Genomic DNA, 25,585 nt, shown 5'->3' on the forward strand with positions numbered 1-25,585 from the left:
AATCGCACGGATCGCGGACCGGCGAGAAGGGGGAAGGCAAGCTCAAGGCCAACGGGTGCCGTCGCGATGGAAGAATCGGAGGGCAGTTCCAAAGTGCTGGATCGGAAGGGATTTTCGATCCTCAAACTCGACCGGGCGGAGTTCACCGGGGAGAATCTCAAGAGTGGGCTGGGAACGGGTGGGCGGGAGTCGCCCGCCCCGGTCGGGGGCTTCCCGCCCGGCTCACGGCTCGCGGAAGCCGTACTCCCGAATCTTGTCGAACAACTGCCGGCGGCTGATGCCCAGCACCCGCGCGGCCTGCGTGCGGTTCCACTTCTCTTGGTCCAACGCCAAGCCGATCACCCGCCGCTCGGTCTCCGCGAGGGCGTCTCGGAGGACGAGCGAGCCAGCCGGCGGCAGGACGGCCCCAGTTGCCGCCGCGGCCTCGAAGTCGGCCGGTTGGAGGACGCGGCCACGGGCCAGAATCGCCGCCCGCGCGAGGACGTTTTGCAGTTCGCGGACGTTCCCCGGCCAGTCCCGCCGGGTGAGGGCCGACACGGCGTCCGGGGAGAGGGCGAGATGCGGCCAGCGATACTTCTGGGCCAGCCGGCGGACGATCGCCTCGGCCAGCAGCGGGATGTCGTCCCGGCGGTCCCGCAGCGGCGGCAGTTCGATCGACACCACGTTCAGCCGGTAGAACAGGTCCTCGCGGAACTTCCCGTCGGCGATGCGGGCCTTCAGGTCGCGGTTGGTGGCCGCGACGACCCGCACGTCTGCGGTCACCGTCGCCTCGCCGCCGACCCGCTCGAACGTGCCGGTCTGGAGGACGCGGAGCAACTTCGCTTGCAGGTCCACGTCGAGTTCGCCGATCTCGTCGAGGAACAGGGTGCCGCCGTGGGCCTGCTCGAAGCGGCCGCGGCGGGCGGCCACGGCCCCGGTGAACGCCCCCTTCTCGTGGCCGAACAGTTCGCTCTCCAACAGGTGCGGGCTGAGGGCGGCCGAGTTCACCTTCACGAACGGCCCGGCCGACCGGGCCGAGTTGTGGTGGACGGCCCCGGCCGCCAGTTCCTTGCCGGTGCCGCTCTCGCCGATCACGAGCACCGGCTCGTCGGTCGCGGCCACCCGGCCGATGAGCTTGAACACGGCGAGCATCGCCGGGTGGCGGCCGATCAGTTCGTCGTCGGCCCAGTCGTCCTCGGCCACCGGGGCAAGGGAGAGCGCCCGCACCTGCTCGGCGAGCGACCGCTGGGTGAGGGCGCGGCGGACGGTGAACAGGACTTCGTCCAGGTCGAACGGCTTGGTCAGGTAGTCGTAGGCCCCCAGCCGCATGGCCTCGATGGCCGGCCCGCTGCCGCCGAACGCCGTCACGAGAATGACCGGCGTCTCCTCCAGCCGGTCGGCGTGCTTCCGCAGCACAGCCATGCCGTCTTGGCCGGGCATCTTCAAGTCCAACAGGGCGAGGGCGACGGCCGGGTCGTCGAGCATCGCGGCCGCCTGCACCCCGTCGGCCGCCTCGCGGACGTCGTAACCCTCGGACCGCAGCAGCAGGGCGAGGTTGCCGCGGATGGTCGGGTCGTCGTCGGCCACCAGGATCGTCGGTCGGGTCATGTCGCCCTCGGAATGGGAAGGGTGACGCGGACGGTCGCGCCGACCGGCGGGTCGGGGTCGAACGCGATCCGCCCGCCCTGCTGAGCCACGATCTCGCGGCAGAGGGCGAGGCCGAGGCCGGTGCCGTCGGGCCGGGTCGTGACGAACGGCTCGAACAGCTTCTTGCGAACTTCGGGTGGGATGCCCGGCCCGGTGTCGGACAGGGTCAGTTCGACGGCGTCGCCGGCCCGCCGCGTGCGGCACACCAGCCGGCCGCCCGTCGGCATGGCTTGCAGGGCGTTGGCCACGAGGTTCAGCACGACCTGCCGAAGAGCCTGCGGCGCGCCGAGGACCGGCAGCACCTCCGGGGCAAAGTCGATGTCGAAGGCGACGCCCTGCGAATCGGCCTGGGCGCGGGACAACTCCAGCGTCTCGGCCGTGACGGCGGCGAGGTCGACCGGCCGCAGGTCTTCGTGGCCGGACCGGGCGAAGTAGAGCAGGCGGCCGACCAGCCCGTTGATGCGGTCCACGGCCGCGACCACGGCGGCGAACGAGGCGGGCGTGCGGGCCTGGTCCGGGAGCCGCTCCCAGAGTTGGACCGTCGAGCGGATGGCGGCGAGCGGGTTGCGGACCTCGTGGGCGACGCCGGCCAACAGGCGGCCGAGCGAGGCGAGGTGCTCGGCCTTGCGAAGATCCTCCGTCAGCCGCGCCTGCTTCCGTCGCTCGTGGCGGAGCGACCGGCCGAGTTGAGCCGTCAGGCCGAGGGCCACGACCATGCCGCCGAGGGCGAACGCGACCGAGAGCAGGTACCCCCGGAGTTCTTCCCGCTGTTGGGCCGGGTCGATGAGCCGGACCATGACCCACGCCGCGAGGCGGGCCGGCCGGCGGTCGCCGACCGCCGCCGTGGCGACGGCCACGCGGCTCGGCCCGACGTCCCGCACCTCGACCAGCGGCGGGTCGTCGGCCGACCCGTTCAGCACTTCCTTCGCCTGCCGGCGGATCGACGGCGTTTCGAGCGGCGGCGGCTCCCTCCGTCCGACGCCGGGCTTCGCCGAGCCTTCCGTCGGGTGCGCGAACCCGGCGAACTGGTCGATGCCGCCGTTGACGTAGAAGCCGCCCTCCGCTCCGGGGTAGCGGTCCAGGACGCGGGCGGTCACGGCCGCGAGGTGCCGATCGTAGTCGTCCGGTAGCGACCGGTCCGGGCCGACGCCGGTCGGCACCTCGGCGACGAGCGGTTCCGCCGCGGCGGCGAGTTCGGCCGCCGCGTCCCGCAACCGGTCGCGGGCTTCCAACTCCCGGTGCGGGAGGAGGAACACGCGGGCCGCGGTGGCCACGATCGTCCCGAGCGAGGCCAGGAACAGCACCCCGACCAGGACGGCCAGCCCGTTCGCCCGCACCCAGCGGCGCATCTCCGGTTCCTCAGTACGGGACGAACGTGAGCCACGCGACGCCCAGGAGCAGCGTCAGGACCGTGACCGGCACGCCGACGCGGCAGTAGTCCAGGAGCGTGATCGTCACCCGCTCCTTGCGGGCCGCCTCGACGACGATCAGGTTCGCGACCGAGCCGAGGACGGTGAAGTTCCCGGCCAGCGTGCTCGACATCGCCAGGGCCAGCCACGCCACCTCCTGCGACTCCGCCGGCATCGCCAGGATGACCGGCTTGAACAGGAGCACGGCCGGCACGTTGCTGACCACGTTCGACAGCACGGCCGACGCCCCGCTCAGCACGTCGATCGGGTGGTGTTGCAACACCGGCCACTTCTCGACACCGCTCGGGGCCAGGACCCGCACCTCGAAGGCGTGGACCACCACGAACAATCCGGCGAACATGACCAGCAGCGGCCAATCGACCTCTTGGTACACCTTCGTCGGGTTCACCCGGTCGAGCAAGAGGAACCCGGCCGCGGCGAGGGCGACGACGGCCATCGGGAACCCGGCGAAGAAGAAGCCCACCGTCACGACCGTGACGAGCAAACTCTTGACCAAGAGCCGGCGGTGCCTCGGGTGCCGGGGCTGCTCCTTTGGCGGCTCTTCCCCCTGTTCTTCGGCCGGGGCCGCCGTCGCCGCCAGGGCGGAGCGGAATACCAGCCACGTCACGAGGAACGCGACGACCACGGACAGGACCGCGATCGGCGTCAGCCGGGCGGCGAACCGCAGGTAGCTGACGTGCGACAGGCCGCCGATGATCATGTTCTGCGGGTTGCCGGTCAGTGTGGCCACCGACCCGGCGTTCGACGCGACGGCCAGGCCGATCAGGTGCGGCCGCGGGTCGAGCTTCCGCCGGCGGGCCATGTGCAGCACGAGCGGGGCGAGCGCGAGGCAGGCCACGTCGTTGACCAGCAGCGCGGACAGCACGGCCGACAGCGACATCGTGACGGCGAGGATGCCGACGGGCGAGTGGACCCGCGCGAGGACGCCGTCGGCGACGGCCTCGAAGAACCCGGCGTGCCGCAGGTAGGCGACGACGACCATCATGCCGAGCAGGAGCGCGAGGGTGGCGAAGTCCACGGCCTTCACGGCGTCGTCGAAGGTCAGCAGGCCGAGGGCGAGGGTGAGGGCGGCCCCGGCCAGGGCGATGCCGGCCCGGTCGGTCCGCAGCCACGGCAGGCGGCCGACGGCGAGGCCGGCGTAGGTGAACACGAACGCGGCGATGGTCAGCCACCAGGCGACGGTTTCGGACACGAAGGCTCCTCGGTTAACAGAAGTCGGTGGCCGTCACGACCGGGCGGACGCCCGGGACGGCGGTGTAACGACCGGTCGAATCGACGGCCACCTCGACAACGTGTTCGCCGACCGCCCCGGCGGCGTCCGTCGCCCGCACCACGAGGCGGTGGACGCCCTTGCCCAACTGGTCGCCGGCTAGCGGGCCGGACCAGTCGAGCGGGCCGACCGGCGTGAGCGGGACCGGCTTCTCGCTCTCGACGCGGACGATCACTTGGGCGAGCGGCTCGGCCGACCACACCCGCGCCCGCACGTCGGCCGCCCCGCGGACGACGTGGGCCGGGCGCGTCGCCAGGAGCGCGTCCCGCGGGCGGGTGACGAGGACCAGCGGGCCGCGGTCGTTGACGCTGCGGAACGTCGCCGCGAAGTCGTCGCCGTGGAAGTACGCGACCGTATACCCCGGCGGCCCGCCCTCCGGGTCGCCGATGCTGCGGGTGGCGGCGAACACGTTGCGGCCGTCGTTCGCCAGTTGCCAGTAGTGCGTGTGCCCGCTCAGCACGGCGTGGACGCCGTGGCCGTGGACCATGCCCCGCCAGGTGTCGATGCCCGGCCCGGCGAAGTCTTCCCAGATCTGGAACGGGTAGTTGTGCTGGAAGATCACCACCCGCTCGCCGGCCGCCGTCGCGGCGGCCAGTTCCCGCGACAGCCAGTCCAGTTGCGTCGTCGACAGGCCGACCGGGTGGGCCTCCTGGGTGTTCAGCCGCAGGAAGCGGAAGCCGCCGAGCCGCAGCGAGCCGCACGGGTCGCCGACGTGCCGGCGGAAGTCGGCGGCCGTCGGGTCGCGCTGGGCGTCGTGGTCGCCGACGAGCGCGTGCCAGGGGCGGGTGAGTTTCGCCGTCAGTCCGCGGAACAGGGCGTACTGGTCGGCCGTACCGTCTTGCACGTTGTCGCCGATGAACTGGACGAGGTCGGGCTTGATGAGCCGTTCGATCTCGTCCACCGCCCACTCGGCGGCCCGGTGGTTGGGCTGGCCCGCGGCCGTCAGGTGCAGGTCGCCGGGGACGCAGACGACGACGGGGGTCATACCTTTTCCTCCGCTGTCACGGCCGGGGCGTCGGCGGTCTTCGTTTCCGGCACCAGGAACGTGACGATGAGCGTCGCCACCGCCCCGACCCCGGCCAGCACCCAGAAGGTGCCACGGTAGCCCAGGTCGCCGACGACCAGCCCGGCCAACGCCGGCCCGAGGGCCGACCCGCCGACGAGGGCGCAGCCGACGAGTACCTGGGCCTCGCCCACCCGCTTCGGGTCGGCCAGTCGGTCCGTCACCCAGGCGGCCGCGGTGACGGCGAACAACCCCTGGCCCAGGCCGTCGAGCGGTTGGATGAGCAAAATCTGCCAGCCGGCCTGGGCGACCGCGATGAGCACCAGCCGCACGGTCATGATCGTCCAGGCGGCGATGAGCACCGGCTTGCGGCCGAGGGCGTCGGCGAGGCGGCCGGCCGGCCGCACGGCCCCCATCCACGCCACCATGCTGACGACGAAGGCAAAGGACATGTAGTCCTTCGGGGCGGCCAAGTCGCCTTGCAGGTACAGGCCGAGGTACATGCCGCCCGGCGCGTTGCCGACGTGGAACAGCACCATCGCCGCGATGAACACCCACAACTTCGCGTCCTTCAGGCCGAGGCTCTTCGGGCCGTCGGCCGGCTCCGCGTCGGCCGACGGGGTCGGGTCCGGGTGCTTCCCGCCGCGGTCGTCGGTGATGGCCAGGGCCGCGACCACGGCCAACCCCTGGAGGACGGCGACGGGGCCGAGCAGCCACGCAACGCCGAATTGTTTCGCCAGCACGCCGCCGAGGAGGGCCGTCAGCACGATGCTCACCGGCCGCCAGAACCGCAACGCCCCGATGGCCCGGCCGACCTGCCCCGGCTCCGCCAGGTGGGCCGCCTCCGCCCCGGCCAGACTCTCCACCGTCGCCCGGCACGCGCCGTTCTCGGCGAACAGCACCACCGCCACGCCGAGCAGCAGGCCGCCGGCCCACGGCAGCACGAGTGTCGCCCCGGCCAGGACGGCGAGGGCCGCCACCAGGAACGGCTTTCGCCGGCCGAGCTTGTCCGACCACAGGCCGAGCGGGAACTGCACCAGCCCGGCGACCGCCGATAACACGAAGACGAGGGCGATGTCTTGGTCGCTGTACCCCTTGGTCTCCTTCAGGTAGGCCGGTAGGTACGGCAGCGTGAAGCCGATGCCGGCCATGCCGAAGAAGTAAGAGCCGTACAGCCCGAACCGGTTCCGCAAGTTCATCCGTCCCCCCCGGTGGTCGCCGGCCGCCGTCGGAACTGCGACAGGCCGCGGGCGACGTGCACGATCAAGACCACGAGCGTCGTCAGCACGATCGCCGACAGCGTCCGGCGCACCCGCAAGTCGGCGGCCGCCGCCCGCTGTTCCAAGGCCGCGAGTTCGGTCGCCTCCATCTCGTCGGCGACCGTGCGGAGGTCGTCCATCATCTTCTTGCCGCGGCCGTCGAGGACGACCGCGAGCGCCGCCTCCTGGCCCTTCTCGCGACGCGCCGAAACCGCCTCGCGGAGTTCGCCGAGCTTGGCGTCGATCCGCGCCCGCATCTTCGCCAGCCGGGTCTGCTGGTCGGGGTTGTCGGCCGTCAGGACTTGCAGTTGCTCGACCCGGCCGGGCACCTTCTCGACGGCCGCGCGGTACGGCTCCAGGTACTCGTCGCGGCCGGTCAGCAGGTAGCCCCGCTGCCCCGTCTCGGCGTCCTTCAAGAGCGACAGCACGTCTTGCAACCGCGAGATGACCTCGTGCGTGTGGACGACCCAGCGGTTGCCGTCGGCCAGCGTGCGGACGTTCCAGTACGAGGCACTCGCGTTCGCCACCACGACAGCCGCGATGAGCACGAACCCGAACGACGCCAGGGCCCGCAGCGGCCCCGTCCGGAACCACCCGCCGCCGGGACCCGGTTCGGTCGTCCAGTTCGTGCGGACGTAGTCCACGCCGCCGGCCGCGAGTTGCTGGATCAGGTTGTAGCAGACGATCACCAGCCCGATCTCGGGCCGGTCGGCCAGGGCGGCGGCGGCCAGCACCATACCGGTGCCGTTGTTGCTCATGCCGAGGGCGAACACGAGCGACGCCTGTTCGCCGGGCGGCACCCGCAGCAGGCGGGCGACGAGCCACCCGGAGGCGAACGCCACCGCGCAGAAGCTGCCGGCCACGAGCGTGAGGGCGACGAGCAGGTCCGGGTCCGGCTGGGCCAAGGCGTGCGGCAGCGACCGCGAGGCGTTGACGTACACCAGCACCAGCAGGACGACGGAACTGACCGTCTTGAGGACGGGGTGCAGAGCCTTCACCCGCTCCGTTCCTAATAACCGGCGGGCGGCGATCCCCGCGGCCGAAGGGACCAGCACGCACACGAGCAGGAACCCGCCCGACCCGTGGGCCGCCAGATCCCGCAGCACGGCCGCGTCATCCCCCAGGGCGACGACGCTGACCGCGTACAGCGTGACCGGCGTCGTGACTAGGCTCAGTGCCGTTGAGGCCAGCACCAGACCGAGGCTCAAGCCCAGGTCGCCGTCCGCCTTCTGCGCCCACGCGGTCGCCGACCCGGCGATCGGCATGGCCGCGATCAGGCCCAGGCCGACCAGCACGGGCTGCACCCCCGCCCCGGCCCACGACCGCGTGAGTTGGGCGACCCCGGCGATGAACAGGACTGGCACGATCAGGTTGACCAACAGGCCGACTACGAGCGGGGCCGGCTTCCGCAACAGGTGCCGCAGGCCGGCCGTCGGCACCTCCAGCCCGGCCAGGAACAAAACCGCGGCCAGCATGACCATCGGGACCGACAAGTGGGCCGGTCCGACGTCCGCCCCCAGTCCGCCGACCCACCGGCCCAGGCCCGGTCCGACGGCGGCGAGACCGTAGGCGGCCACGAGCAGGAACAGGAAGTGCCGCCGCAACACGCCGGCCGCGGCGTGCGAGAGCCGGAAGGGCAACTCCTCCTCCGCCGACGCCCGATCGTGCAGCCCGACTTCACTCACGGCACGTCCCCCCATTCCGGCGTTAGTGGTGCTTGGGCTTCCGCTTGACGGCCACGCCGTTGACGGCCGTCGCCTCGACCACCCGGCCGCCCAGGTCCATCGCCCGCGTCTCGCCCTCGGCCTTCACCCGGTCGCCGACCTTCAGGCCGAGTTGCGCCATGCCGTCCGGCTTCAGGTGGACGAAGTCGCCGGTGTCGAGGACCACGCCGTTCGCCTCGCCGTGCTTGGCGTAGTTCAGCCGGGCCACGATTCCCTTTACCCCAGGCTCCTCGTCGGCGGCGTCCGTGTGCGGCAGTTCTTCGAGGTGGTACACCGGGTGGGCGGCCGGCCCCTTGTCCGACGGCTCGGCCTCGGACAGCACCAGTTCCACCGTCTCCCCCTCCGCGACCGCGGCGGCGAGGTCGTGGCCGAGGTGCGGCGGGCAGACGACCTGCGCCCGCGCCCCGCCGACCTCGACGATCAAGCCCTCCAGCCCGCCCTTCGGGCTGAAGTTATAGTGCAGCACCCGGCACGTCACCGGCCGGGACACGTCGATCGTTGCAGCCTTCATTTCTTCTCCTGAGGTTGAGAATCGTTCCGGGTTTCCGGCACGAACACGAGAAACATCGCGGCGGCCACCGCCGCGATCCCGGCGAACACGCCGAACGCCACCGAGTAGCCGAGCGTCTGCGTGAGAGCACCGGTCATCAAAGGGCCGATCACGCCGCCGATGCTCAGGGCGGTCGCGATCAGGCCGGACAGGGCGTTGAACCCGCCCTTGCCGTGCGTCAGGTCGGCGACCATCGACACGATGACGACGCCGTAGATGCCGGCCCCGATGCCGTCGAGCGTCTGGATCCAAATCAACTGCTCGGGCGTCTGGGCCAGGGCGTAGAGCGCGATCCGCACCGGCAGGGCGATGAACCCGATGGCGAACACCGGCTTCCGCCCCCAGAGGTCCACCAGCCACCCGGCGAGGAGGGCGACCGGGATCATCACCGCCTGGGCGACGAGGACGACGAAGGCGACTTGCCGGTCGTTCCCGCCGAGTTCCTTCACGTTCTGGGCGACTAGCGGCATGACTGGGGCGTTCGCCAGGTGGAACAGGGCGGTGGCCGCGAACAGCAGTTGCACCCGCCGGTCGCGGAGCAACTCACGAAGGCCGACCGTCTTCTCGTCCGTCTTCGCCCCCGCGGCGGCCGCCTCGTTGAGCTCGTTGCCGCGGATCAAGTAGACCGACGCGGCCGAGAGGAGCGACACCGCGAAGACGGCGTAGAAGACGGCGTCCGCCCCGCCGATCGCGACCAACCCGAGGGCGGCCAGGGCCGCGGCGAGGTTGCCGGCGTGGTTGAAGCTCTGGTTCGCGCCCATCAGTCGACTGAGGCCCGCGTGGCCGACCAGCCCGAGGGCGAGCGCCCCCAGCACCGGCAGAAAGAAGGCCTGGACTGCCCCGGATAAGAACAGCAGCGAGTCCCATAGCAGGGGCGTCGGCGGGACGAGCGGCAGCAGGCCGTAGCAGACGCCGAGGACGAGCGAGGCGACGGCGAGCAACCGGCGGTGGCCCCGGCTGCGGTCGGTCATGATGCCCGCGGGCGTCTGCATGAGGAACACGCCCAGCCCGGCCAGGGCGGTGGCCACGCCGATGCCGAACGGCGACCAGCCGTGGTCCTTCAGGGACGAGGCGACGAACGGGAGCGTGACCCCGGTGACCTCCGCGAGGAAGAAGTTGGCCGCGTTGATGCCCGCCCAACTCCGCCACGACAAGGCCGAGCGGGAACCGGCGTGTGCGGCGACGAACGGTTGCGATCGTGACACGTCCAACGCTTCATCGACCACGATTGCCTCCAGATACGGGAAACCAGCAAGGCGCCGGCCGAACGGAGTTTGCAACCAGTATGCCGCCATCACGATTTGCTACATACTGCATCGGAACCGCTGTGAACTCAGCCTGTAAGTCGTGTCAACTTTTGTCAGCGGCAGAGGGCGGCCAACTTCACGTGAGCACGCCTCCCCCGCTTGGGCGAGAATCCCCCACCCGGTGGCGTTCTTCGACGGTAAATGAATGTGAACAAGACTGGCCGGTTGGCCGTCGAGGAGTACGCTGTCGCCGTGGTCACACCTACAATCGGCCTTCTAGCACAAGATTGCCGCCATCTCGGTATTGCACAAGGTGTTGGAGTTGCAGTGATGTTGGTGACCTTTTCCGCCGGATGGGGTTATCGGGCACGGGTCGGACGGGAGGCCGTCCGGCGGTTACTCCGGTCGGCCGGGCCGGTGTGGCGACGGCCCCCAACCACTTTCCGAGTCGTTTTTCGCCCGTTGGACGGCTCAAGGGAGTCTTGGAAATGTTCCGTCGGCTCGGGAAACCTCTCGGCAATCGCACCCGAGCCAGGCCTAGAGCCAGTTATGCACTTATCGAGTTGCCTGGCGATACGTTAGGTGGATGAAGACGCCCCGGAAGCCATACCCGAGCGACGTCTCGGACGCCGAGTGGGAGTTCCTCGCCCCCTACCTGACGCTCATGCGGGAGGATGCACCGCAGCGGGAGCACTCCCTGCGGCGTCTGTTCGACGCCGTCCGGTACGTCGTCCGCACCGGGTGCCAGTGGGACTACCTGTCCCACGACTTCCCGCCGGCCTCGGCCGTGTACCAGCAGGCCCGCCGGTGGGTGGCCGCCGGGGTGTTCGAGGACATCGCCCACGACCTGCGGGTCATCTTGCGGCTGGTCGGCGAGCGGGAGGCCCAGCCGACGGCCGCGATTCTCGATGGCCGCACCGTGCAGTCGACGCCGGAGAGCGGGGGCCGGGCCGGGTACGACGGAGCCAAGAGGCGGAACGGGTCGAAGGTGCACATCGCCGTGGACACCCTGGAGCACTTGCTCGCCCTGAAGGTGACGGCCGCCGACGAGCAGGAGCGGGCCCAGGTGGCCGACCTGACCGCCCGCCTGCAGGAGGTGACCGGCGGGACGGTCGAGGTGGCGTTCGTCGACCAGGGGTACACCGGCGAGTCGGCGGCCGACCAAGCCAAAGGGAACGGCATCCGGTTGGAGGTGGTCAAGCATACCGAGGCGAAGAAGGGGTTCGTCCTACTCCCGCGGCGGTGGGTGGTCGAGCGGACGTTCGCCTGGCTCGGCCGGTTCCGCCGGCTGGCCCGCGACTACGAGCGGCTGCCCGCGACGCTGGCCGGGTGGCACTGGCTCGCTTCCCTCACCCTGCTCCTGCCCCGGCTGGGACTTCAAAGTGCATAACTGGCTCTAGGCCGCCGCAAGGGCGGGTTCGGCACCAAGAGCCACGGTAGTTTTACCGCCGCCGGCCATCCGGTCGTCCTCACGTTGACGGCCGGCCAGGCCGGGGACGCGCCGCACGCCATCGACCTGCTCGGCGACCACCGGTCGGCGGCCGTCCGGGCCGACAAGGGGTACGTTCTTGGAGCGCGAGCCGCCGTTCGTCATTTCTCGCGCCCTGTCCCCGGCCCATCATTCGATAACCCCTGCGACCGGCCGGAGCGTTCGCGACCGCACCAAGTTGTACGCCGCGGCCCCGATGCCGAGCAACGGCTGAAACTCCCACCACCCGGCCGCGGCCAGGCCGGTGACCCGTTTCAACCACCCGAACCCTTCCTCGATCCTCATGCGGCACTTCGGACGGAGCCGGTACCCCTCGGTGCCCACCCTCGCCTTCATCCGCTGCCGGGCGCCGACACCCGGAAGCTGCTCCTGGCACGCCACCGCCTTCGTCCCGCGGGGCTCCTCGACCCGCGGGACGGGCAGGGCGATCCGCCCGGAAGAACGCCTCGCAGTCGAACCCCTCGTCCGACCCGAGGGCCGTCGGCGGCACGCCGTGCGCGTCCTTCAACCCGTCGAGCATCTCTAACGCGGCCACCCGCTCGGCCGTGCCGTTGGCCGCGACCGCCACCATCGGGCCGTGGCCGTCCTCGGCGAGCGCGTGCCCCCCGGGTGAGCCTCGCCTCCTTCCCCAACCCTTTCCGGCGCAACCACGGCTCCGTGTCGTGCGGCTCTGGCGCGCGTCGTTCGTCCGCTTCGGCCCGCGGGAATCGACGGCCGGGTTCCGCGGCCGGAAGCCGTTCGCGTCATCCGCCCCACCGCCGGCGGCCTTCGACCGGAAGCTCTTGGCCGACGCGAACCTCTCGATGCGCGGGCCGCCCGCGCTGAAGTGGTCGCGGCCCAGGCCGGCCGCGAGGGCCTCCCGGACCACGGCGGCGAAGAACGCCTTCGCCAGGTCGTGGTCGTCCCGCCGCCGGCGGTTGTGCGTGAACGCCATGGCGTCGAACGCCCCCTCGGTCGGGGGCGGGTCGAGGGACCCGCGGAACCGCAGGTCGGTGTCGATCCGCTCGCACCGCGCCGGGTACAGGGCCGCCAGCAGCAGGGCCCGGGCAGGCGTTCCGACGGCACGCCCGGCCGCCCGATCCGGCGGTACGCCGCGGTGAACGCGGGCGGCGGGCCGGCTCGCCGCGGGATGCCCCGGAGCGGGTGGTCGGCCCGGATGCGAGCCTCGACGTCGAGCATCGGGAACCGCGGGAGTTGGTCGTCGGATCGGCCGCGCAGGACCTCACCTCGGAACTGCGGTCCGAGAAGTTACCGCGATCCCAACCCCGGTTCAAGACCGAGATTCTTCAGCAACCTGCTAGTATTACTCCGTTAGCTAGGGCGGCCGCTTGCCGAGAAGTTCGGGCACGGTTTGACGGCAGACCGGGCAGCGGGCGCACCAGCACGCGAGCACCGCTTGCAACTGCTCCCGCAGCCCCGGAAGGGTCAGCCCGGCGAGACTTTTTTTCGGCGGGTCCGGCGGAGGTCTTGGAGGAAGGCGTAAGCCATCAGGACGAGGACGGCGTGGTGGTTCCATCCCCGCCACGACCGCCCCTCGAAGTGGTCCAACCCGAGCTCGTCTTTCAACTCGCGGTAGCTGTGCTCCACCCACCAGCGGCTCTTGGCCGCGGCGACCAATCGCTTCAGGCTCGTCGCGGCCGGCAAGTTGCTGAAGAAGTACTTGGCCGGCTGATCCGCCCCCGCCGGCCATTCGACCAGCAGCCAGCAGGCGCCCCCCGGCTCACGGCCGCTCGACAGCTTGTGCGCCGGTCGGACCCGCCAAGCGGCGAACCGGCCGGCCATCTTTCCCTTGGTCCCTTTCCGCCACATCACGGCGCGGAAGTCCGCCACGCGACCCAACGCCCATTCCTTGACGTTGGGTGATTTCGCCCCGGCCCGGACGCCGGCCGGTCGCGTCGGTGGTCGCCCGGTGCGGCCGGCCGGCGGGACCGGCCCCAGATCGGCGTCGGCCGCGACTACCTTCAACGTCGAGTCGATGCCGACGAAGTACGTCCGGCCGTCGGCCGCCAGTTGCTCGCGGAATTCGGTCACGGTCCCGAACAGGCTGTCGGCCAGCACGACGCCACAAAATCCATGGCCCGCCGCCTGCCGGAGCATAGCTAACGCCATCTGCCACTTCGGCCGGTAGCCGACCGCGACGGGGACGCCGGCCCGGGCCATGCGATCGGCGTCGTCCGCCCACGCTTGCGGCAGGTACAGTTGGGCGTCCAGCCCCACGACCTCTTTGGCCGTCGCGAACTGCAAGGTCACGGCCACCTGGCAACTCGCCACTTTGCCGAGGGTGCCGGTGTACTGACGGGCCACGCCGACGGAGTGCGTGCCCTGCTTGGGGAACCCGGTGTCGTCGATGATGACCACGCCGGCCGTGCCGAACCGGCGGGCGACCCACGCCTGCAGGCCGCCGCGGACCTCGCCGGTGTCCCACGGGCTCTGATTGAGGAACTGCTGAAGGGCTTGCTCGTAGTCCGCGTCGCCCTGCTCGATCGTCTTCAACCGGGCGGCCATCGGCTCGACACTCTTGCGGTGGCCGTCGAGGAGGATGCCCCGCAGGTAGGCATCGCACCATCGCCGGCGGCGGGCGTTGCCCAGCGTGCCCGCGACCTCGTCCAGGAAGGCGGTCAGCTCCCGCCGCAGCTTTGCAAGCTTCCGTGCGTCCATCCCGCCAGAGTACGGCGGGATCGAGACGAAGTAAATAACCTAACGGAGTAATACTAGTGGACGAGCCACGGGTCCGGTGGCATTCTTCTGCACCGACAGTGACCGACGTGCTGATCGCGGTTGCCGGGCGGTTCGCCCTGGAGGTCGCGTTCCGCGACCTGAAAAACGTCGTCGGCGCGGGTGAGCAACAGGTGCGGCACATGCGGGCAAGCGTCGGGGCGTTCCACATTTGCTTGTGGACGTTCACGATGATCGAGGCATGGGTGTGAGGTCAGCCCGCGGACGGGCTGAGCGAATGCCGACGGCCGGGCTGCGATTCTCGGTGGCGACCGACCGGCTCTGGCCGGTGAGGAATTCGGTCACCGGGCCGGGGCTGTTGGGCCCCAGTTCCCGCAGCACGCGGCGGACGCAGTCGAACCGGTTCGGCGGGCGGATGCCGGCCCCGCGGCCAGCCGCCGGCCCCGCGGCCAGCCGCGGACGCAGATTCCCCATGCCGTATCGTACGCTTGTCGATTTCCAACCGACCCGTGTCCGTTCCGAGAATGTGGTCCCAATGCAATCCCCTCCGTCCGCGTCCGAGTCCGCGTGCAAAACCTGAGGAACGTGGACCTCGACTTGCTGCGGGACGGCCGCGGTGACATCAACTTTCGCAGGCACGGTCGCATCGCACCGGACCTCTTCCGGTCGTGGGGAAACCCCGGCGGGCCGCTTCTCGTGCTTGCCCATCCCGGCCGAGGTCGCGACGTGAAACACGAGCGTACCGACGATGGCGAATTCCGCGTAGCGCATGTCACCCTCCTCCCCTTTCGGTCCTTTTGGTCGTGGTGCGATTCCGCCGAAACGTAGCGTTAACGACATGCTCGACTTCGTCTGTCGGGAAGCCATTTCTGCGGGCGTGCCAGCGACCACCGTGCAGAATCCCGCCGCTTTAGTTCGCTGCTACCGCCTCGTTGAGCAACGCCAGGTCGGCGATGTAGTAGGGAACGGACGGCGACGTGTCCGGCCGCTTCCGACTGCGATGCCCGCAGGTCTGCGGGATGGGTCTGTAACACGGGCACGTCGGCCTCGGCGGCGAACGGTGGCCGCCAGGAGGTCCGGCAGGCGACGAATTCACAAACCCCCTCGCGGAGCAAGGCGTTCGGGGGCAACTGTCATTCGCCTGACGATCTCGGGCTCGCCGATCGTGACCATCTGCCACTCCGACCAGAAACAGACGGGACCGTGGTTACGCCCCTCCCCGTCCGCGAACCCGCGGCGTAAGTCTGACGCGCGGGTTTGTCCCTCGCACCGGCCCTGGGTCTCGGCCGCAGGCGTGGCGCTCCGGAGTGGCAGGACTACCGGGATTGCGATTCCGCTGCCACGCATCACCTCGACCGCCGTCGGTTCGTTAAATGTCTTCCGCACGTTGTGCCTCCTGAACGAAGACCGGCGGAAATTCCGCCGGTCGCATCACCCCGCCATCCGCTGCGGGCGGTCACCCGGCCGCAAGGAAGGGCCGGTCGGGCTCTCGGAGCAAGTCGAAGGCACTGGCGACCCCGATGAAGATGCCGCGTCGTCCTTGACGACGCGGCGGCGGACGCCGAGGGCCAACATTTTCTCTCCCCACGGTCGCCGCGGGGGTGGCCGGGTGCGGAACTCTGACCGGAGTTCCTACCCGACGTCCATCCCGCCATCCGGTTGATCGGACTGTGCGGCGGTCCTTCACTCGTCTTCCTGCTTGCCCCTAACCAACGCAGTACCCATGCCAGTCACCGGCAAGACACGCCTCTTGGGCCGCGCGTCGGCTTGAAGTCCTGAGAAAGCCAATGGAATTTGCGACCCGGGATTTCGAAACGGGAGGCGAAACAAATCGTGTCACTCCACCCGCACGGCCGCCGGCACGAACGGAGTCGATCGATAATCGTCCGGCCTCTGGTCTGGGAGTGGCCAGGGGGCCGGATTGCCGCCGCTACTCACCGGGTCGATTATTCCGTATCCCGCAGGCGTTGGAGAGAACGGGAAGGGGGTGGGTTGACGGTCGGGACGTGTTACACCGGTGCCGGGCCAGCGGTCGAGACCTCCACCGCGTCGGCAACGCGGGTGCCCTGGTACTCCGTGTACGTCACCCGGACCCGGTCCCGGGGCTCCAGCATTCGCAGTTTGACCCGTTCGCCGCGGAGGGTGATGACGCAGTCGGGTCGGACGTCGAAATTGATGGTGACACCGCCGACGCGAACTTCCACCACCCGGCCGACCGGGTCCACCCGGCGGACGGTTCCCTCGGTATTTTCAATCGACCGACGTTCGCTCGGTCCGCGCATGATGCTCTGTCCCCTGGGCGTGATTCCGTGCTCCTCACAAACAGGGAAGCAAAGTCCGTACCCGAGCAGAGGAAGGCCAAAAAACGATCCGGCGTGGCCACTGGGTCCAACCCGCCGGCACACGACCGGGCGTACCGGGCATTCTCCGACCACCTGCCGGTCGGGTCTCGACCAGGGAGTCCTTTCCGAAACTCCGTAACATGTCAGGGCACAGGTCCCGGCGGTGACCGGGATCTGTCGAGAGGGCGTCGGAGATGCGGCCTGACACGCTGGTCTCGTACGAGAGCCTCTTCCGGTTCGCCGCGGACGGCTTCGTGGTTATTGATCGGTCCGGGCTCATCTCGCTCGTTAACAGCCGCGCGGAAGCGATGTTCGGCCGCAACCCCGGTGACCTCGTCGGCCGCCGGCCGGAAGACTTGCTCACCGACCACGGTCGCATCGCGTACGCGAACCTCGTCTCGGCCGCTTCGGGCGAGCCCGCCGACCTCGCTTTCCGGCGCGAAGACGGGGGGACGTTCGTGGCGGAGGCGACCGTTGCCGCGATCGGAAGCCCGGGCGACTTGGCCCTCCTCGCCCTTCGCGACGTGACGGCGAGAAAACGGGAGGAGGAGGCACTCCGGGCACGCGCACGCCAGCAAGGGCTGGTGGCCGAACTCGGTCGGCGGGCCCTGACCGGCATCGGCCTCGGCCCGTTGATGGACGAGGCGGTGACCGTACTCGCCGTGGACCTCGGGGTCGAGTTCGCGAACCTCTTGGAACTGCTCCCGGACGGCACGGCGGTCTTCCGAGCCGGGGTCGGCTGGCGGGCGGGGCTTGTGAGGGAGCTCACGGTGGAACTCCGACCGGGCACCCCGGCTGGCCAAGTGGTGCTCGACCAAGCCCCGGTGCTCATTGAAGACCTCCGCGCTGACGGCCGCCACCCGGCCCCGTCCGTGGCCCGCGAGCACGGGGTGGTGAGCAGCCTGACCGTCCCCCTGTACGGCCAGGCCCGGCCGCTCGGCGTCCTCGGCGTCCACGCGGCCCGCCCGCGGCCCTTCCCCGAGGCGGACGTCCACTTCGTCCAGGCGGTGGCGAACGTCGTGGCGACGGCGATCGAGCGGCACCGAGACGAGGAGCGGTTGCGGGAGCGGCAGATGGTCCGGGCCGAGCAGATGGCCGCCATCGGGCAGGTGGCCGCCGGGGTCGCCCACGAACTCCGGAACCCCCTCACGTCCATCAAAGGGCTGGTTCAAGTGAACCTCCGGGAGGCGGACGCCCGCGGGCTGCCGGCCGAGGATCTCCAGGTGATCGACCACGAGGTCCGAAGGATGGAGCGGACGCTCCAGACGTTCCTCGACTTCGCCCGCCCGCCACGGCCGGCCCGCCAGCGGCTCGACCTCGCCGAGGTGATTGACCGGGTGTTCGCCCTGGTCGGCGGGCGGGCGGGCAAGCAGGCCGTGGCCCTCCGATCCCTCCGGCCGGCCGGCCCGGTCGGCGTGGACGGGGACCAGGACCAAATCCAGCAGTTGGCGCTGAACCTCGTGCTGAACGCCCTGGACGCGCTGCCCCACGGCGGGGCGGTGGAGGTGGAGCTCCGCCCGCCGCGGGACGGGCACGCCGAGGTGCTCGTCCGCGACACCGGTCCGGGGATCGCCGCCCACATCCTGCCCAAGGTGTTCGAGACGTTTGTCAGTAGCAAGGAGACCGGGATCGGCCTGGGGCTGCCAGTGTCCCGGCGGATTGCCGAGGACCACGGCGGAACCCTGTCCGCCTACAACCTGCCGGCCGGGGGCGCGTGTTTCGCCCTTCGGCTGCCGGCGCCGGTCTGACGCCGGCGCCACACGTCCGGGGGATGTCATGCCCAAGCTCCTCGTGGTGGACGACGAGCCGTCGATCCTCCACTTCTTCCGCCGGGCGTTCCCCGGGCCGGAGGTGACGCTGCTCACCGCTCAGACGGCCGCGGAGGGGCTCGCCGCGATTGAGCGGGACCGCCCGGACGTCGTCGTCCTCGACATCAACTTGGGCGGGGATTCGGGGCTGGAAACATTCCGCCGCGCCCGCGAGTTGGCCCCCAAGATCCCGGTGATCTTCATCACCGGGCACGGGACGGCCGACACGGCCATCGAGGCGATGCGGTTGGGGGCGTACGAGTACCTGCTCAAGCCGCTCGAACTGGATCACCTGACCGACCTGGTCGACCGGGCGTTCGAGATCAGTCGACTGATGCGGGTGCCGGCCACGCTCCCCGAGGGGGGTGAGCCGTCGTCCGCGGCCGACGCCCTGGTCGGCCGGGCCCCGGCCATGCAGGCGGTCTACAAGGCGGTCGGCCGGGTCGCCCCGCAGGACGTCACGGTGCTGATCCTCGGCGAGAGCGGGACCGGCAAGGAACTCATCGCCCGGGCTGTCTACCACTACAGCAAGCGGGCCAACGGGCCGTTCCTAGCCATCAACTGCGCGGCCATCCCGGAGAACTTGCTGGAGAGCGAGCTGTTCGGGCACGAGAAGGGGGCGTTCACCGGGGCCGACCGGAAGCGGATCGGGAAGTTCGAGCAGGCGAACGGGGGGACGCTATTTCTCGACGAGATCGGCGACATGACCCCGCTCACGCAGACCAAGATCCTACGGGTACTCCAAGGGCAGGAGTTCCAGCGGGTCGGCGGGAACGAGTCGCTCCGGGCCGACGTCCGGGTGGTCGCGGCGACCAACCGGGACCTGGAGAAGATGGTGGCCGACGGGACGTTCCGTGGGGACCTGTACTACCGGCTGAACGTCTTCACCGTCCGGCTCCCGCCGCTGCGGGAGCGGGGCGACGACGTGCCGCTCCTAGTCGAGCACTTCGTCCGCCGGTTCGGCCGGGAGCTGGACAAGGGCGTGCGGGACGTGTCGCCCGAGGCGATGGACCTCCTCCGCCGCTACCCGTGGCCGGGGAACGTGCGGGAACTTCAAAGCGTGGTCAAGCAGGCCCTCCTCGGGACGACCGGCCCGGTGATCTTGCCCGAGTTCCTCCCCCCCGCCGTACGGCGGGCCGCGGACGGGGGCGGGCCGGGGCTCGACTTCGGCGGGCTGACGGCCTACGTCGAGGAGCAACTCGGGGCCGGGGCCACGACCCTGTACGCCGACTACCAGGCGGTGACGGACCGACACCTGCTCGGGCTGGTCCTCCGCCAGACGGGCGGGAACCTGTCCCAGGCCGCGCGAATCCTCGGCATCACCCGGGCCACCCTCCGCACGAAGCTCGCCGCCCTCGGGCTGATGGTCGATCGCCCCGCCGCCGGCGACGAGGCCGGCCACCCGGTCCCGCCGGAGGGGTGAGGCCGTGCCGGCGGTCAGGCGTCTCCCCCAAGGAACACGGGGACGCCGCCCGCGGCCGCGAGACCAGCGAGCAGCACGATCCCGTCCGCCCGTGCGGCCCTCGCGGCCCCGGTTCAGGCCACTTCGCTCACCCATTGGTCCGCCCCTCGCAAGTCCCCGCCCTCGGTAGACCCATGTGGCCCCGATTCGACCAGCACCGCTTCCCGCTCGCGTAAACAAGCGCTCCCGCTGCGCATACCGGTCGAGGCCGACCCGACAGGCCCCGGCGGGGTGGTCGGTCGCGATGATTATCCGCCCGGCGGTGGCACCCTCGCCGGGCGATGTCCGCCCAGCAGGTGGTCGAACTCAGCCCATCACCGCGCGTGTCGCGGACGACGAACTTTGATCGCCGTTGCGATTCCGCCACGGTTCAAGCCGTTCGGCCGAAAGCATTTGCGATCTCGCCGCCGTCGCCTTGTCGGGCGTGGCACGGGTCGTGCCTTGGGACAGACAACTACAAGCAACTCCCGCGACCGAGCCTTAGAGGAGAGGATCATGCCACAGACGCTTCCTGCCCCGATGACCCGACGGACCCGACTCGAAAAGTTCCGGGCCTCCGACCTCATGACCACGAATCCGGTTTCCGTCCGACACGGGATGTCCGCGCGGGACGCGGCCCTGTTCCTGGACGGGCGGGGAATTGGCGCGGCCCCGGTGGTGGACGAGGCCGGCCGGGCGATCGGAGTACTGAGCCGCACGGACGTCCTCTTGGCCGTGATCGCCGGGGTGGACGCCGCCGCGGTCCGGGAGGTGATGACCCCGTCGGTCATCGCCGTCTCCTTGGACGCCACCGCCCGCGATGTCGCCGACGCCATGGCCTGCCACATGGTCCGACGGATGTTCGTGACCGACGGCGAGGGCGTCCCGGTCGGAGTCGTCAGCACAACGGACCTGTTCCGGGGCTTACGAGCACTCTGGGCCGGATCGGTCCCCCGGACGATGCCTCATGACCTCACCCTAACCGCAGCAAAGGAGAACGTACCCATGTTCAAGCCGTCCCGCTACTCGTCCCGTCGCTTCGTCGAAGAGTTGATGACGGAGTGCCCGGTCCACCTTCCGCCGACCATGAGCGTCCGGTCCGCGGTCAGCCTCCTCGACGCGGCCGGGGTGGACGCGGCCCCGGTGGTGGACTCCGGCGGCCGTTGCGTCGGGGTGTTTACCCCGGGCGACTACCTGCGGTGGTTCGCCGGCGGGCCCGACGACCCGACGGCCACGGCCGCCGGTCGCGCCCCCGCGAATCGCCCGGACGAAGTTCGCCACCACATGACCCGACGGTTCGCGGAGGCGGTCCTTGACGCCGACGAGGGAGAAATCAATGACTGGATGCGCGACGCGGACGAGCCGTTCGTCGTGGTCCTCGACCGGCAGCGGCGGCCTCAGGGCATCATGGGTGACCTTGACATGCTGGTGAACGACGCGGCCGCGGAGACGCAAGGCGTGTCATGAGGGATACGATGAGCCCCCCCCGCGGCGGTTCCGCGTCCGCTGGTCCGTTCCCACAGGCAGCCCGGGCTGTCCCACCATCCGGGCTCCCGCCACCCGTCAACCCCGGTCCTGTTCGATTAACCCGAACCCGTAACGCGCCCCAGGACTCGCTAGTCCCGCCGGGGCAACCGAAGGAGGTCTTCCGTGCGTATTCTGATTCACCCCCGCAGCATCACTTCCGACCCGAACTTTCGAGCCCAGGTCGAGAACGCTCTCAGCACCGCGCTTGAGCCGGTCCGGTCTGACCTTGAGTGGGTCAACCTGTACTTGACCGATGTCAACGGCCGGCGGGGCGGACCGGATAAGCGGTGTCGGGTGGTCGCCCACCTGCGGACCGGCCCGGTTGTGGTCAGCCGGACCGGCCCGGACCCGGTGGCGGCCGTGACCGTGGCGGCGGTGCGGTGCCGCCGGCTCGTCCGCTCCCGTCTCACCCGCCGCAGCAGGCGGCGGCGGGCGGTAGCGGTCTGACCAAGATATTGGGAGAAGCCCACCGGCCGGCATCCGCCGATGGGCCGTTCGCGTCCGGATGCCGTGGCGGGCTGACCGCCCCTCGGAGGGAGTATGACATGGGAAAGAAGGTCAACGCCGCCGGCCCGTTAACGGACCGGGGCATTTTCATCGCCACTGACGACCGGGTGCTGTTGGAGGCGCTCCTCCGCCGGGCCGTCGACCACCCCTTGCAACAGGCGGGGAGCCTCGCCGCCCTGGCCGAGGAACTCCGGCGGGCCAGGGTGGTGCCGCGAACCGAACTCCCGCCAGACGTGGTGAGCATGGGTTCGACCGTCCGGATCCGGGATCTGGAGACCGGCGAGGATGAGACGTACACACTCGTCTACCCGGACGAGTCGGACATCGAGGATGAAAAACTGTCGGTCCTATCCCCGGTCGGAACGGCGCTGCTCGGCTATCGGTCCGGGGACGAGATCGAGTGGCCGGTCCCGGCTGGTGTGCGGCGGTTCCGCGTGGAGGAAGTGATGTTACAACCCGAGCGCATGCGGTGATGTGTCTCGCGGTGAGGCTCCTGGTGACGGGAGACTGCAAACCCACGCACAACAACGGCCAGGCGATTCGGTCTGGCATGCGAAAACCGAATCACTGAATGGAGGTCTGCCAATGTTGACCCTGAGTAAGCCACCGCCGGGGGAAGCTCGGATCCCCGTGGTCGTAACCGATCCCAATTGGCCCCCTCGGTCGGCCGAGCTCCTCGCAAGAGTCGATCGCCTCCTCGGAGCCGGGCAGTCCCAGGAGGCCGTGGACGCAATCGGGGATGCGTATCTGCGGTGTCCGTGGACGGCCAACGCCCTGGCCGTCTGCCACCTGCGGCTCGGGAACACCGCCCGGGCGGTCCGGCTCCTCCGGTACATCGCCACCGAGCACGCGAGCTTCGAACTCCGAGCCGACGTCCCGATGGTGTTTAAAACCAACTTGGCCACGGCGCTCCTCGTCGGCGGGAACGCCGACGAGTTTCTGAACACACTGGACAAGCTCGGGGGGGAGGACCACCCGTCCGCACGGCAACTCCGGGCGACGGCGGCCCGGTGGAAGAAGTCCCTCTCCGCCTGGCAAAGGTTTTGGTGGAACATCGGCGGGGTCGCCCCACGACGGCCCCGCCTCGACGGCCCGCTCGGCGATTTGCGGGATCGGCCGGTCGGGGGACGCGTTTGTCCACTCCCGCCGCAGGGCGATGGGAAGTGAACCGAGCCAGGGTGGGAGCGATGACCGACGTCGGTCGCAGGTTCCGGCCCACTGCCGAGGAAGAAATGCGGACGCGAAGCCCATACCGCGGAATACGATTCTCCGCCCTGTTTGGCGGGGTCGTCGCCGTGGCAGCCCTCGCCTTGGTCGCCTTCTCCTCTCCCGTGAGCACTCGTGTCACCGCCGAGCTTCGGGAGCCGTCGTCCGTTTCCGGCAGTTCGCCGATCGCCCCGGAACTGGCCCTCCACCGGGCCCACGCCGGTACCAGCGGAACTGCGGTGCGGCTCGCCCCTCGGGCGGTTGTTGCATGCGGGAGCCCGTGCAACCGCCGCCCGCCCCGCAGTGCGACGGGCGGGCGAGTGATTCCTTCGGCTTCGCCTCGCCCACGGCCGGTCCACCTTTCCGCGTCCTCTTCTGCACCTGGCTGAACTAGCTTTGCGTTGCTGATTTTGTCGCGGCAAATGCAAGCGCGCCGCCCGCCAAGAACGCCAGCCCGTTGCCGATAAACCACTGAGCGTAACTCGCGTCCGATCCCGGAATGACTGTAGCCGCGAAACACGCAAGCCACATGAACGAGAACAACACGCCAGCAGAGGTGAACCTACGGCGTGTCATTTTTGTTGCCCTCGGATGTGATCTTACACGGTAATCGTATCCAGCAATTCCGCCACGCCCCACGTCCATTCCGCCAATCCCGACGCGACGGCGGGCGTGGCCTTGAACGTGCTGTGGACGCGGCAGAAGTTGTAGTAGGCGAAGTACAGGCCCATCGCGGCTTGATGGTTCTCCCACTTCTTGCTGTGAGCGTTCGTCAGGCGGGTCATCCTGCGAACCGCCATGCGGATCGACAGGTTCGACCGCTCGGCGTGGCTCATACAAACGGCGTCATCGTTGGGGTTGCCTATTGTCACCACCTTGTGCGTCTGCACGACTTCACCGGGCGAGTAACGCGAAGCCGGACCAACGTCAGCCGTCGTGCCGTAGGTCTTCACCAGTTGGGCGAAGTCGATCCCGTGGCCGAACACGGCGGGGACGGCGTTCTGGTACGACCGGAAGCCGGCCGTCGGTCGCGTCCCGGAGGTCAGCCGAGAACATCACCGTCGCGTCCGTGGTCCGCTTGTCCAGGTGCCACGCGAGGATAAGTTTCGTGTCCCGCTCGATGGCGACGAAACACCACGCATCGCCGACTTCCTCACCGTACCCGTTCCGTTGCTTCGTGCGTTCCTTGCACCCGACGAAGCCCCAAATCTCATCCGCTTGCACGTCGTTGACCGGGACGTGACGGACCGTGCGGGTGAGGAACGCTTCGCACTTCCGGCCGACCTCCACCATGGTGTCGATGATCGTATCACGGTGAACGCTAGCGAGCGCTGGCGGCCCCGCGACATCGCTCTTTTGCGATTGGCTAGACGTAGCAACTGGAAAGCACCGCACCCTCCGATTCGTCGATGAAGACCAGCTTACAGCGGTTGTAGCCGCTTATCGCCGATGCCTTTCCACTTACTTGCACTACCCGAATTCGGCCGAAGTCGTCGCAGGGATCGTTGGGCGAGACCGAGTTGTGGGAGATGTTTGCGAGTACGATGACAGGAATGCTACGGCACATTGAATGTGCCTGGCGAGGGTCTGCTGTTTCAGTGCATCACGGCGATTGGCGACAGCAAATCGATCTCCTCGCCGAACGTCCTCTGGCAGGACCGTGGCTGGTGACGATGGACCCCATGACATTCGAACCGGGAGTTGCCGTAGCGAAGTCTCCGAACTTCTTTGAAGGCGACTTCGCGTCGATCGAGGCGCTGGTGCGGGTGTCACTCGCCTTCACAATCCACCTCACGAGTTCACGTGGAGAAGGATATCGGTAAACATCTTCCGCCATTCCGCCTGATACACGAGTTCGGTGACGCTGTCGCGTTCGTAGAACGGGAAGAACACCTGACACGAATGCCGACAGGATGTCTCGATGATCCGTGTTCAACTGCCCGCCTGTGACCGCGACGTGCTCGACGCCGAGTTCCGACGCACCGATGATCGCAAGCTTCGGGACCGCCTCCAGATCGTCCTCACGGCCGACCGCGGCCGCCGGCCGGCCGACATCGTCGCCGACCTTGGGATCAGTACCCGCACCGTGCCCCGGTGGCTCAACGCCGACCACGAGCACGGGCTCGACGGCCTCCGCCCCCGGAAGGCCCGTGGGGCGGCTCCGAAAGTCCCGGCCAGCCTGGCCGCCGAGGTCAAGCGGTGGGTGATCGACGGGCCGGCCGCGTGCGGCCTCGACCGGGCCAACTGGACGTACGCGGAGTTGGCCGATCACCTGTTCAAGACGCACGGCGTCGCCGCCAGCCGGTCGGCCGTCCTGCGGTTCTGCAAGAAGTTGGGCGTCCGCGTGTACCGCCCGACCTACCGCTTCCTGCGGGCCGATCCCGCGAAGCAGGCGACGGCGAGGGGCGAGTTGGCCGCCCTCAAAAAGGGGCCGCCGCCGGCGACCTCGTCCTCTTGAGCCAGGACGAGGCCCGGTTCCC

General features: G+C 69.7%; 25 protein-coding genes. 11 read left to right on the plus strand and 14 right to left on the minus strand.

Features of this window, described 5'->3' with window-relative positions:
• Positions 1-222: 222 nt before the first annotated feature.
• The 8 genes from PX52LOC_RS21910 to PX52LOC_RS21945 are packed head-to-tail and all read right to left on the minus strand — an operon-like array spanning position 223 to position 10,088.
• Positions 223-1,587 carry a sigma-54-dependent transcriptional regulator gene (locus tag PX52LOC_RS21910; RefSeq protein WP_149112094.1) on the minus strand — a complete coding sequence of 455 codons (1,365 nt, stop codon included), beginning with the start codon at positions 1,585-1,587 and terminating at the stop codon, positions 223-225.
• Entirely contained in the window at positions 1,584-2,975 is a 1,392-nt protein-coding gene (locus tag PX52LOC_RS21915; protein ID WP_149112095.1) for a two-component system sensor histidine kinase NtrB, read from the minus strand. Before PX52LOC_RS21915 ends, PX52LOC_RS21910 begins: the two co-directional genes overlap by 4 nt.
• 10 nt (positions 2,976-2,985) lie before the next feature.
• Positions 2,986-4,248 (minus strand): ArsB/NhaD family transporter, encoded by a 1,263-nt coding sequence (locus PX52LOC_RS21920; RefSeq protein WP_149112096.1) that lies wholly within the window; start codon positions 4,246-4,248, stop codon positions 2,986-2,988.
• A gap of 13 nt (positions 4,249-4,261) precedes the next feature.
• Positions 4,262-5,311 (minus strand): metallophosphoesterase family protein, encoded by a 1,050-nt coding sequence (locus PX52LOC_RS21925; RefSeq protein WP_149112097.1) that lies wholly within the window; start codon positions 5,309-5,311, stop codon positions 4,262-4,264.
• Positions 5,308-6,528: an MFS transporter gene (locus PX52LOC_RS21930; protein WP_149112098.1), complete on the minus strand. Its 1,221-nt coding sequence runs from the start codon at positions 6,526-6,528 to the stop codon at positions 5,308-5,310. The genes PX52LOC_RS21925 and PX52LOC_RS21930 overlap by 4 nt, the downstream gene beginning before the upstream one ends.
• A complete protein-coding gene (locus PX52LOC_RS21935; RefSeq protein WP_218575131.1) occupies positions 6,525-8,273 on the minus strand; it encodes a CHASE3 domain-containing protein in 1,749 nt (582 codons plus the stop codon). The genes PX52LOC_RS21930 and PX52LOC_RS21935 overlap by 4 nt, the downstream gene beginning before the upstream one ends.
• Before the next feature lie 22 nt (positions 8,274-8,295).
• Positions 8,296-8,823 (minus strand): hypothetical protein, encoded by a 528-nt coding sequence (locus PX52LOC_RS21940; RefSeq protein WP_149112100.1) that lies wholly within the window; start codon positions 8,821-8,823, stop codon positions 8,296-8,298.
• Positions 8,820-10,088, minus strand: coding sequence for an MFS transporter (locus PX52LOC_RS21945; protein WP_246173436.1), 1,269 nt, complete (start codon positions 10,086-10,088; stop codon positions 8,820-8,822). The genes PX52LOC_RS21940 and PX52LOC_RS21945 overlap by 4 nt, the downstream gene beginning before the upstream one ends.
• Positions 10,089-10,695: 607 nt before the next feature.
• Between PX52LOC_RS21945 and PX52LOC_RS21950 the strand changes: the two genes are divergently transcribed.
• Positions 10,696-11,499, plus strand: coding sequence for an IS5 family transposase (locus tag PX52LOC_RS21950; protein WP_149112102.1), 804 nt, complete (start codon positions 10,696-10,698; stop codon positions 11,497-11,499).
• A 228-nt stretch (positions 11,500-11,727) separates the two neighbouring features.
• On the opposite strand, the gene PX52LOC_RS40795 is transcribed toward PX52LOC_RS21950, so the two are convergent.
• On the minus strand, positions 11,728-11,883 hold the full coding sequence (locus PX52LOC_RS40795; RefSeq protein ID WP_168219138.1) for a hypothetical protein: 156 nt from the start codon (positions 11,881-11,883) through the stop codon (positions 11,728-11,730).
• 377 nt (positions 11,884-12,260) lie between these two features.
• Between PX52LOC_RS40795 and PX52LOC_RS21955 the strand changes: the two genes are divergently transcribed.
• Positions 12,261-12,698 carry a hypothetical protein gene (locus PX52LOC_RS21955; protein ID WP_149112103.1) on the plus strand — a complete coding sequence of 146 codons (438 nt, stop codon included), beginning with the start codon at positions 12,261-12,263 and terminating at the stop codon, positions 12,696-12,698.
• 325 nt (positions 12,699-13,023) lie between these two features.
• On the opposite strand, the gene PX52LOC_RS21960 is transcribed toward PX52LOC_RS21955, so the two are convergent.
• On the minus strand, positions 13,024-14,256 hold the full coding sequence (locus tag PX52LOC_RS21960) for an IS701 family transposase (RefSeq protein ID WP_149109166.1): 1,233 nt from the start codon (positions 14,254-14,256) through the stop codon (positions 13,024-13,026).
• A gap of 56 nt (positions 14,257-14,312) precedes the next feature.
• On the opposite strand from PX52LOC_RS21960, the gene PX52LOC_RS21965 reads away from it, so the two are divergent.
• Positions 14,313-14,525, plus strand: a complete 213-nt coding sequence (locus PX52LOC_RS21965) for a hypothetical protein (protein ID WP_149112104.1) — start codon at positions 14,313-14,315, stop codon at positions 14,523-14,525.
• Here the strand turns inward: PX52LOC_RS21965 and PX52LOC_RS21970 are convergent.
• On the minus strand, positions 14,500-15,045 hold the full coding sequence (locus tag PX52LOC_RS21970) for a hypothetical protein (protein ID WP_149112105.1): 546 nt from the start codon (positions 15,043-15,045) through the stop codon (positions 14,500-14,502). The two genes, PX52LOC_RS21965 and PX52LOC_RS21970, sit on opposite strands and share 26 nt — an antisense overlap.
• A gap of 1,238 nt (positions 15,046-16,283) precedes the next feature.
• Positions 16,284-16,556, minus strand: a complete 273-nt coding sequence (locus tag PX52LOC_RS21975) for a hypothetical protein (RefSeq protein ID WP_149112106.1) — start codon at positions 16,554-16,556, stop codon at positions 16,284-16,286.
• 254 nt (positions 16,557-16,810) lie between these two features.
• Between PX52LOC_RS21975 and PX52LOC_RS21980 the strand changes: the two genes are divergently transcribed.
• From PX52LOC_RS21980 to PX52LOC_RS43380, 7 genes are all read left to right on the plus strand, one after another.
• A complete protein-coding gene (locus PX52LOC_RS21980; protein ID WP_149112107.1) occupies positions 16,811-18,364 on the plus strand; it encodes an ATP-binding protein in 1,554 nt (517 codons plus the stop codon).
• A 28-nt stretch (positions 18,365-18,392) separates the two neighbouring features.
• The gene (locus PX52LOC_RS21985; RefSeq protein WP_149112108.1) at positions 18,393-19,847 is read left to right on the plus strand and encodes a sigma-54-dependent transcriptional regulator; all 1,455 of its coding nucleotides are present in this window, start codon (positions 18,393-18,395) and stop codon (positions 19,845-19,847) included.
• A 534-nt stretch (positions 19,848-20,381) separates the two neighbouring features.
• On the plus strand, positions 20,382-21,332 hold the full coding sequence (locus PX52LOC_RS21990) for a CBS domain-containing protein (protein WP_149112109.1): 951 nt from the start codon (positions 20,382-20,384) through the stop codon (positions 21,330-21,332).
• A 183-nt stretch (positions 21,333-21,515) separates the two neighbouring features.
• Entirely contained in the window at positions 21,516-21,839 is a 324-nt protein-coding gene (locus tag PX52LOC_RS21995; protein WP_149112110.1) for a hypothetical protein, read from the plus strand.
• Positions 21,840-21,937: 98 nt separating this feature from the next.
• Positions 21,938-22,372: a nucleoside diphosphate kinase regulator gene (rnk, locus tag PX52LOC_RS22000; protein ID WP_149112111.1), complete on the plus strand. Its 435-nt coding sequence runs from the start codon at positions 21,938-21,940 to the stop codon at positions 22,370-22,372.
• A 250-nt stretch (positions 22,373-22,622) separates the two neighbouring features.
• Entirely contained in the window at positions 22,623-23,066 is a 444-nt protein-coding gene (locus PX52LOC_RS22005) for a hypothetical protein (RefSeq protein ID WP_149112112.1), read from the plus strand.
• A 307-nt stretch (positions 23,067-23,373) separates the two neighbouring features.
• Positions 23,374-23,499 carry a hypothetical protein gene (locus PX52LOC_RS43380; protein WP_261345028.1) on the plus strand — a complete coding sequence of 42 codons (126 nt, stop codon included), beginning with the start codon at positions 23,374-23,376 and terminating at the stop codon, positions 23,497-23,499.
• Between the two features lie 205 nt (positions 23,500-23,704).
• Here PX52LOC_RS43380 and PX52LOC_RS22010 read toward each other — a convergent pair whose 3' ends face one another.
• Both PX52LOC_RS22010 and PX52LOC_RS22015 read right to left on the minus strand, forming a co-directional pair.
• Positions 23,705-24,091 carry a hypothetical protein gene (locus PX52LOC_RS22010; RefSeq protein WP_149112113.1) on the minus strand — a complete coding sequence of 129 codons (387 nt, stop codon included), beginning with the start codon at positions 24,089-24,091 and terminating at the stop codon, positions 23,705-23,707.
• Positions 24,033-24,398 (minus strand): hypothetical protein, encoded by a 366-nt coding sequence (locus PX52LOC_RS22015; protein ID WP_168219139.1) that lies wholly within the window; start codon positions 24,396-24,398, stop codon positions 24,033-24,035. The genes PX52LOC_RS22010 and PX52LOC_RS22015 overlap by 59 nt, the downstream gene beginning before the upstream one ends.
• Positions 24,399-25,026: 628 nt before the next feature.
• Here PX52LOC_RS22015 and PX52LOC_RS22020 point away from each other — a divergent pair.
• Complete coding sequence (locus PX52LOC_RS22020; RefSeq protein ID WP_149112115.1) at positions 25,027-25,563, plus strand: helix-turn-helix domain-containing protein; 537 nt, start codon at positions 25,027-25,029, stop codon at positions 25,561-25,563.
• The last annotated feature ends 22 nt before the right edge of the window (positions 25,564-25,585 follow it).

The sequence above is a fragment of the Limnoglobus roseus genome (assembly GCF_008254045.1).
GTDB classification, from domain to species: domain Bacteria; phylum Planctomycetota; class Planctomycetia; order Gemmatales; family Gemmataceae; genus Limnoglobus; species Limnoglobus roseus.